The following is a 7,365-nucleotide window of genomic DNA, read 5'->3' as shown; positions in this document are numbered from 1 at the left end:
GATTTCTGTCAGATCGGCATCCAGGCGAATTTTTTCTTCTTCGAGCTGAGTGCGTTCGTAGAAAACTTCTGAATAACGCGTGCCTAACTCGGTCAGGTTTTCCAGATAAAGCTGTTGTGTACCAAGTGCTTCAGTGAACTGTTCTTCCAGGGTGATTTTTTCCTGTTCCAGTCCCTGTAGATCATCGCGGGTTTTAACCAGCAGCAGATTGGATATGAAGAAACTTAGTGCAGAGAGTAGTAGAAAGAGGGCTACCAGATAGCCTGCTACCTGACTTAAGGTGTATTGGCGAGAACCGCGGACGGTTGTCAGTGTGATGATCAGTTTCTGTCGCAAAATCAGAGAGTCCAGTCTGCAAGGTCGCTGTAATATAACGTTACTGGCTGGCTGGTGTCGAGTAGACAGGCACCCCTTGAGGGGGCCTGTCTGCTAGTCAGCTAAGTTAAGCGCGCGAACGTTCGCGGCTATTGCTGCTGTTACTGCTGTTACTGCGGCGTGGTGCTGGCTTGCGCTTTGGCTTGGCGGCCTGATTATCACGATCCGAAGGTAGATCATCTGACCAGGGGCGGATGTTCAGGGGTTGACCACAGATGCGTGCCCGTTTCAAAATTTGTAACATGGGTGCCGGAATGCTGTTAGGCAGATCGACAGTGCTGAAATTCTCACTGATATCTATGCGACCGATATACTGGCTTTCGACACCAGCTTCATTGGCAATCGCGCCAACGATGTTACCGGGTTTCACACCATGCTGATAACCCACACCTATCCAGTAACGCTGCATGCCTTCGGAGATGGCATCATTACCACGAGGACGGCGAGCCGCAGGCTTGCGATCACTACCGCGCTCATCTCGAGTGTCACGGGTACGTTTTTCACGCACTGGAGCTGGTTCACGCTCATCCATGAACAGCGGTATTTTTTTGTATAGCAGTTTCAGTGCAGCGGCGGCCATCTGCTCCGGGGTCATGTCCGTATTTTCAGAGAACTGCTTAATCAAGGGCAGATAGAGGTCGCAATCTGATGCGGCCGCTTCTAACTCAACTTGCAGACGGGTAACCCGCAGTGCATTGATATCTTTAGCTGTTGGCAGTTCCAGTGTTTCGATCGGTGAGCGTGTTGTGCGTTCAATCTGTTGTAACAAACGCTGTTCTCTAGGTGCAGCAAACAGGATAGCATCACCTGAACGACCCGCACGGCCGGTACGTCCGATACGGTGTATGTAAGACTCAGCATCATAAGGAATGTCGTAGTTGACCACGTGGGTAATGCGCTCGACATCCAGGCCGCGGGCCACAACATCGGTGGCTACGACTATATCCAGGGCGCCGCTTTTGAGCTTATCAACAACTTTTTCACGCTGATTCTGGGCAATGTCACCATGCAGTGCAGCGGCTGGGAAACCGGCGCGGGTAAGCTGTTCAGCCACTTCTTCCGTTGCATTTTTAGTGCGTACGAATACCAGAACACCTTCGTGTTCACGCAGTTCCAGCAGGCGCGTCAGTGCCATGGTTTTGGTCATGCCGCGTACTGTCCAGACACGCTGACGGATGGTGCTGGCCGTGGCTGTTTTGTTAACGATTTTGACAATAGCCGGATCTGACAGGTAATTGTCAGCAATACGGCGGATAACTGGTGGCATAGTCGCTGAAAACAGTGCGATCTGACGCTGTGCTGGCGTGTGCTGCAGAATCCATTCAACATCGTCAATGAAGCCCATGCGAAGCATTTCATCAGCTTCATCCAGTACCAGTGTTTGTAGTTGATCCAGTGCCAGCGTACCGCGACGGATATGGTCCATCACGCGTCCAGGCGTACCGATAACGACATGAGCGCCGCGGCGTAAACCACGCAGCTGCTCATCGTAACCCTGGCCACCGTAGATGGAGAGGGTACGTATACCGGTGAGATGTTTTGAATAGCGTTCGCAGGCTGTCGCTACCTGTAGAGCCAATTCGCGCGTTGGGCCAGAATTAATAGCTGCGGAAAGGTTTTTGATGGATCAAGGCGCTGCAGGAGTGGTAAAGCGAATGCAGCGGTTTTTCCTGTACCTGTTTGAGCCTGGCCAAGCAAGTCGCGGCCTGCCAGTAGAGCGGGAATGGTGCCAGCTTGAATAGGGGAGGGTATTTCATAACCCACATCGTTCAGTGCTTCGAGAATAGGTGCAGATAGACCCAGGTCACCAAAGTTGGTGGGGAGAGTTTCAGTATTGGACATGCTGTGATTTATACCTGATAGAAGAGAGGTGTTTTGTGAAACGTGCCGCTCAGTTAGCAAAGAGGCGGGCCGCACACATTTAAGCAGCAATGCCTCATAAAGAAGCGCAAATTGTACAGATCTACTGGACCTTTGTCTAGACGGTCTTTCCCTCGCTACGGACGCTATTCTCGGACAGCCTCCTAGTGATCTGGAAGAGAGGCGTAGCCCATTAGTATTTCACCAATGATCCTGCGTCGGCCAGCGCGCGGTGTGGCATCTGTTGTTTTTCCAATTCTGAGAAGATCAGAGCCTGGCGGCTGGGGTTAAGTACCGAATCAATTCCGGCAAGCTTAAATTGCATGCGTTGCTGCGTTGTTCTGAACAGACGACGTAACCACATGAAATCAAAATCCGGCGCATCTGAAATAACGCAGTTACTGTTGCCGGCATGCTGGTTAATATAGAGATTTAACTGATCACAGGCCAGCTCAGGTTCGATACCGTCACGAAACAGCTCGGCTCTTTCAATTCCATGAATTTCTTCGGCCACCTCATCCCAGTGAGACCAGTCTGCATGGGGTCTGATTAGAAAACTCAGGGAAGTGTCTGGTTCTTCAGTATTGTAAACACCGATTTCAATCGGGTAGGAGTGATCAGGGTCCAGACCTGAGGCTTCTATGTCAATAATCAGCATGGAAATAATCTAACCTGTGCCTGTGTTTTAAATTGTATGGGGTTGCCGCTAAGGATAGAATCAAAGCATACCATTATTACAATCAATTGACGCTCTTTACAGGAAAGGTGCAATGAAACAGATTGAAAACGATAGCGTAGTTGGTTTTTATTACACACTACGTGATGCGCAGGGTGAAGTCCTTGAAAGTAATCAAGGCGATACACCAATGGTTTATCTGCATGGGCACGATAATATGATTCCCGGGCTAGAGGCTGCTATGGCTGGCAGGTCAGCTGGAGATAGCTTTGAGATCACACTGCAGCCTGAAGATGCCTATGGTGTGCGGGAAGAGGATCAACAGCTCAAAGTGCCGGTCAAGCACCTGCAGGGCATGCCTAAGAATGTGCGTAACTGGCAAGCCGGTATGGTGGCGCTGGTTGAAACTGATCAGGGACCACGGCATGTCACTGTGGTGAAGGTCGGGCGGTTTATGGTGTCGGTAGATACTAACCATCCCCTGGCGGGTAAGGTGCTGACCTACGCCATACAGATAGACTCGGTACGCCCAGCTGAAGCTGATGAGGTGTCGCACGGTCACGCACACGGTCCGGGCGGCCATCATCACTGAAGCCATAGGCGTTAATTAATGTAGCCTGGGGGATAAGTTGTCTAGTTGGGAAGATATTTTCAGGGCGGCGGTTGAGCAGTCCTTTAATGCCGTTTTAATTACAGATGCCAACTTTGAGCAGGGTGGGCCGCACATTATTTTTGCTAATCATGCTTTTTGTCGTATGACCGGCTATTCGCAGGCCGAGCTGCTTGGGCAATCTCCGCGCATGTTGCAGGGCGAGTTTACCGATCAAAAGGTTATTGCGGAATTACGCCATTGCCTGAAACACAATCTGTATTTTCATGGCAGCACCGTGAACTATCGTAAGGAGGGTGTCCCCTACTATGTAGAGTGGAGTATTTCGCCTGTTCGCAATCATGCTGGCGAAGTCGCGAATTATGTATCTGTGCAGCAGAACATTACTGAGCATATGTTTGCAGAGCAAGAGCACAGGCTGTTATCACAAACGCTGAACTCGGCGGCCGATCCAATTGTAATAACCGACAACATGGAGCACATCCTCTTTGCCAACGCGGCTTTTGAGCAAATGACTGGCTACACTAGTGAGCAAATCATTGGTAAAACTCCTGACTCGATACGGTCTTCGGATCAAAATGAAAATTTTAACCAACAGTTGAGTGAAGCTCTCCAGCAGGGCGCTCCATTTCGTTGCGTTTTTTCCAATCGGCGCAAGGAAGGCGATCTCATTTTTACAGAACAAAACAATTCAGCAGTGAAGGGCGATAAAGAAACCGTTACGCGCCGTACAAGCGTTGGTAAGGACATCACCGATCTGCTTCAGCGCGAAATGCTATTGCAGGAAATAGCCCTTATGGACAGGGGCTAGGAGCTTGTAAGCATTATTATCTGGCTATTGGTAATGTGCTATGAGAATAGGTTCGCAATACCATGCCTTATGGCCATGATGGCTGCCACGTTAGGATCAAATTTTCGCGTAACCAGTTGTCAGCGCAGCCTGAGGTGTTCACCTGTGGATGACAAAGCGCTTTATTTCGCCAAGCATCATGGCAAAAATCAGGTTTGCTTCTATGATGAACTGGTAGAGCAAGGTCAGATTAAACCCGCTATGAGCTTTTCAGCCAATGAGGCAGAGCTTTTCTAAAGTCAGGCACATGTAGAGGTTTAATGAATCAGGGTGGAGTCCTGAGGTTGTAGGTTTGATGTGTTGGCAGCATATCACATGATCTAGTATTCAATCATCACTTCGTAAATTTCGTAATTTTGTGTATTAAAAAACACGCTTTCTAATGAAAACATAGGGCCTTTGGGGTTATAGTTTGTTTAATTCGGAAAATATAGGAAATCTTCATGGGTAAGTCCATTTTAACTGTTGATGACTCGGCATCTATCCGCCAGATGGTCAGTTTTACACTCAAGGGTGCTGGCTACACTATCACTGAAGCCGTAGATGGCAAGCAAGGGCTGGAAAAAGCTCAGGCAGGCCGCTTCGACCTGATTCTTACAGACCAGAATATGCCTAATATGGATGGTCTGACATTGATCAAAAGTCTGCGGGCTTTGCCAGCTTATCGCTCCACTCCAATTTTGGTTTTGACGACTGAAGCAGGCGATAACATGAAGTCTCAGGGGCGTGCCGCCGGTGCCACGGGTTGGCTGGTTAAGCCCTTTGATCCACAAAAGCTGATCGAGGTAGTGCGTAAGGTGATCGGTTGAATCTGCGACAGGAAAAGACAGCATGAGTATAGATCTGAGTCAGTTTCACCAGGTATTTATTGATGAGGCCTATGAACATCTCGGCACCATGGAGCAACTGCTGCTGGCTCTGGATGTTGAAGACCCCAGCCTGGAAGATCTTAATGCTATTTTTCGTGCGGCTCATTCGATCAAAGGGGGCAGTGGTACCTTTGGCTTTAGCGATATTGCTTCACTAACGCATGCACTGGAAACCCTGCTGGATAAGTTGCGTAAGCAGACCCTGGCGGTTACCGATGAGATGATCTCGGCCTTCCTTACCTGCTGCGATCTGCTCAGTGCGATGTTAGAGGCACATCAGGATGGTGCACCGGTTGATGAAGTTCAGGTGGAAACTGTACGGGCAGACTTATTACGTCTGGGCGATGAAACTACTGAAATTGCCACACCGGGTGTTGCTTTAAAATCAGCGGATAGTGAGCCTTCTGAGGATACACCGGTCTGGTTGATCGATCTGCATCCAAGAACGGATATTTTTTCCGGCGCGGCTTCGGTTGAAGCAGTTACTGAAGATTTGCAGGCTCTGGGCTTGCTTAGTGTGGTTCAGCAAGGTGCTGATAGTCATATCTGTTGGCGCTTGCAAGGTCCTGAAAACGCTGAGGCGATCAGTGAGATTTTTGCCTTTATTTGTGAGTCAGCAGAAGTCTCTATTGAGCGCGAATCAACTGTTGTCGATGAAGATGAGGGTTTTGGTTTCTTTATCGATGAAGCCGAGTTGCCAGCGCAACAGGAACAGGCGTTAAAAGAGGCTGATGAGGGGTTTGGTTTTTTTGTCGATACTGCCGAGTTGCCAGCCAGTCAGGTGGCGGCTCAGGAAACACAGCAGGGTTATGGTTTTTTTGTCGACGAAGCCAGCTTGCCAGCCTCTTCTGCTGAGGGCGGAAATCCGCCTGAACAGCAGACTGCAAAACCCCAGGCGCAAGCGACCAAAAAAGCCCGTGGCGAAGCGCCCAAAGCGCAAGCTGAAACATCAATCAGGGTGGGTGTTGAAAAAGTTGATCAGTTAATTAACCTGGTTGGAGAGTTGGTGATTACCCGCTCCATGCTGGCGCAGTCAGCGTCCCAGCTCGATGCGGTTGAATATGAAGCGATTCATAATGGCTTGGTGAATTTGGAGCGTAATTCACGTGATCTGCAAGAAGCGGTGATGTCTATCCGCATGCTACCTATCAACTTTGTATTTGGACGTTTCCCACGTGTTGTGCGTGATTTGACCCAAAAGATGAACAAAAAAGTGCGCCTAAAGCTGGTCGGTGAGGAAACCGAACTGGATAAAGGGCTGATTGAAAAGCTTGCTGATCCACTTACACACCTGCTGCGCAACAGTATCGATCATGGTATTGAAACCCCTGAAGTTCGTATGGCGGCAGGTAAGCCGGAAGAGGGAACGATCACCCTTAGTGCCAGCCATCAGGGCGGCAGTATTCTGGTCGAGATTGTTGATGATGGTGCCGGCTTGAATCGTGAGAAATTACTCCAAAAAGCCCGCGAGAAAAACCTGCCTCTCTCGGATAACCCCACAGATAAAGAAGTCTGGCAGCTGATTTTTGCCCCCGGATTTTCAACCGCTAAAGAGGTCACCGATGTGTCCGGACGCGGTGTGGGTATGGATGTGGTGCAGCGTAACATCGCCGAGATGAAAGGCCAGGTTGAAATTGAATCGGTTCCCGGTGTGGGGACGACCATTGGGCTACGCTTACCGCTTACGCTGGCGATTCTGGATGGTATGACGTTACGCGTGGGTAACGAAATTTTTATCCTGCCACTGACACGAATACTGGAATCTTTTCAGCCAGAGACGGATCAGTTGAAAACTGTATCCGGCAAAGGCCGGGTTGTACAGATGCGTGGTGAGTATCTGCCGTTACTCGAACTCTACAAAACGCTGAACCTGGAGCCTGATGTTACTGACCCTGAAAAAGGCATTCTGGTGGTGGTTGAAACCAACAGCGATAAAGTGGCTTTGTTCGTGGATGAGTTGATTGCTCAGCAGCAGGTAGTGATTAAAAGTCTGGAAACTCATTACCGCAAGGTCGATGGTATTTCTGGTGCAACCATCATGGGGGACGGACGTGTGGCACTGATTCTTGATATAGACAAGCTGGCACGCATGAGCAGCACAGATAACCCGTTACAGAAGGGTTGA

7 protein-coding genes and 2 pseudogenes are annotated in these 7,365 nt (G+C 49.5%); 5 read left to right on the top strand and 4 right to left on the bottom strand.

Annotated elements, in window-relative coordinates:
- The 4 genes and pseudogenes from LH51_RS02385 to LH51_RS18715 all read right to left on the bottom strand — a co-directional run.
- Positions 1 to 336, bottom strand: a pseudogene (locus tag LH51_RS02385) (M23 family metallopeptidase); the annotation flags it as partial.
- 106 nt (positions 337 to 442) lie between these two features.
- Complete coding sequence (locus LH51_RS22015; protein WP_442934806.1) at positions 443 to 907, bottom strand: DbpA RNA binding domain-containing protein; 465 nt, start codon at positions 905 to 907, stop codon at positions 443 to 445.
- A 51-nt stretch (positions 908 to 958) separates the two neighbouring features.
- Positions 959 to 2,217: pseudogene (locus LH51_RS22010) on the bottom strand (DEAD/DEAH box helicase); the annotation flags it as partial.
- A gap of 211 nt (positions 2,218 to 2,428) precedes the next feature.
- Positions 2,429 to 2,893 carry an exonuclease domain-containing protein gene (locus LH51_RS18715; protein WP_052063375.1) on the bottom strand — a complete coding sequence of 155 codons (465 nt, stop codon included), beginning with the start codon at positions 2,891 to 2,893 and terminating at the stop codon, positions 2,429 to 2,431.
- Positions 2,894 to 3,005: 112 nt separating this feature from the next.
- Here LH51_RS18715 and LH51_RS02370 point away from each other — a divergent pair, with 112 nt between their 5' ends.
- From LH51_RS02370 to LH51_RS02350, 5 genes are all read left to right on the top strand, one after another.
- Positions 3,006 to 3,503 carry an FKBP-type peptidyl-prolyl cis-trans isomerase gene (locus tag LH51_RS02370; protein WP_036519391.1) on the top strand — a complete coding sequence of 166 codons (498 nt, stop codon included), beginning with the start codon at positions 3,006 to 3,008 and terminating at the stop codon, positions 3,501 to 3,503.
- 37 nt (positions 3,504 to 3,540) lie between these two features.
- On the top strand, positions 3,541 to 4,332 hold the full coding sequence (locus LH51_RS02365) for a PAS domain-containing protein (protein ID WP_052063374.1): 792 nt from the start codon (positions 3,541 to 3,543) through the stop codon (positions 4,330 to 4,332).
- 144 nt (positions 4,333 to 4,476) lie between these two features.
- Positions 4,477 to 4,608, top strand: a complete 132-nt coding sequence (locus LH51_RS23350; protein ID WP_268746517.1) for a hypothetical protein — start codon at positions 4,477 to 4,479, stop codon at positions 4,606 to 4,608.
- Positions 4,609 to 4,814: 206 nt separating this feature from the next.
- Entirely contained in the window at positions 4,815 to 5,180 is a 366-nt protein-coding gene (locus LH51_RS02355; protein ID WP_036519388.1) for a response regulator, read from the top strand.
- Positions 5,181 to 5,202: 22 nt separating this feature from the next.
- Positions 5,203 to 7,365 carry a chemotaxis protein CheW gene (locus tag LH51_RS02350; protein ID WP_036519386.1) on the top strand — a complete coding sequence of 721 codons (2,163 nt, stop codon included), beginning with the start codon at positions 5,203 to 5,205 and terminating at the stop codon, positions 7,363 to 7,365.

The sequence above is a fragment of the Nitrincola sp. A-D6 genome (genome assembly GCF_000764495.1).
In the GTDB taxonomy this organism is placed as follows: Bacteria; Pseudomonadota; Gammaproteobacteria; order Pseudomonadales; family Balneatricaceae; genus Nitrincola.
This window is presented reverse-complemented; position numbering and strand designations above follow the sequence as displayed.

Bases quoted from the DNA above. Each gene is read 5' to 3' on its own strand.
- LH51_RS22015 (WP_442934806.1), bottom strand. From the start codon at position 907: ATGGATGAGCGTGAACCAGCTCCAGTGCGTGAAAAACGTACCCGTGAC.
- LH51_RS18715 (WP_052063375.1), bottom strand. From the start codon at position 2,893: ATGCTGATTATTGACATAGAAGCCTCAGGTCTGGACCCTGATCACTCC.
- LH51_RS02370 (WP_036519391.1), top strand. From the start codon at position 3,006: ATGAAACAGATTGAAAACGATAGCGTAGTTGGTTTTTATTACACACTA.
- LH51_RS02355 (WP_036519388.1), top strand. From the start codon at position 4,815: ATGGGTAAGTCCATTTTAACTGTTGATGACTCGGCATCTATCCGCCAG.
- LH51_RS02350 (WP_036519386.1), top strand. From the start codon at position 5,203: ATGAGTATAGATCTGAGTCAGTTTCACCAGGTATTTATTGATGAGGCC.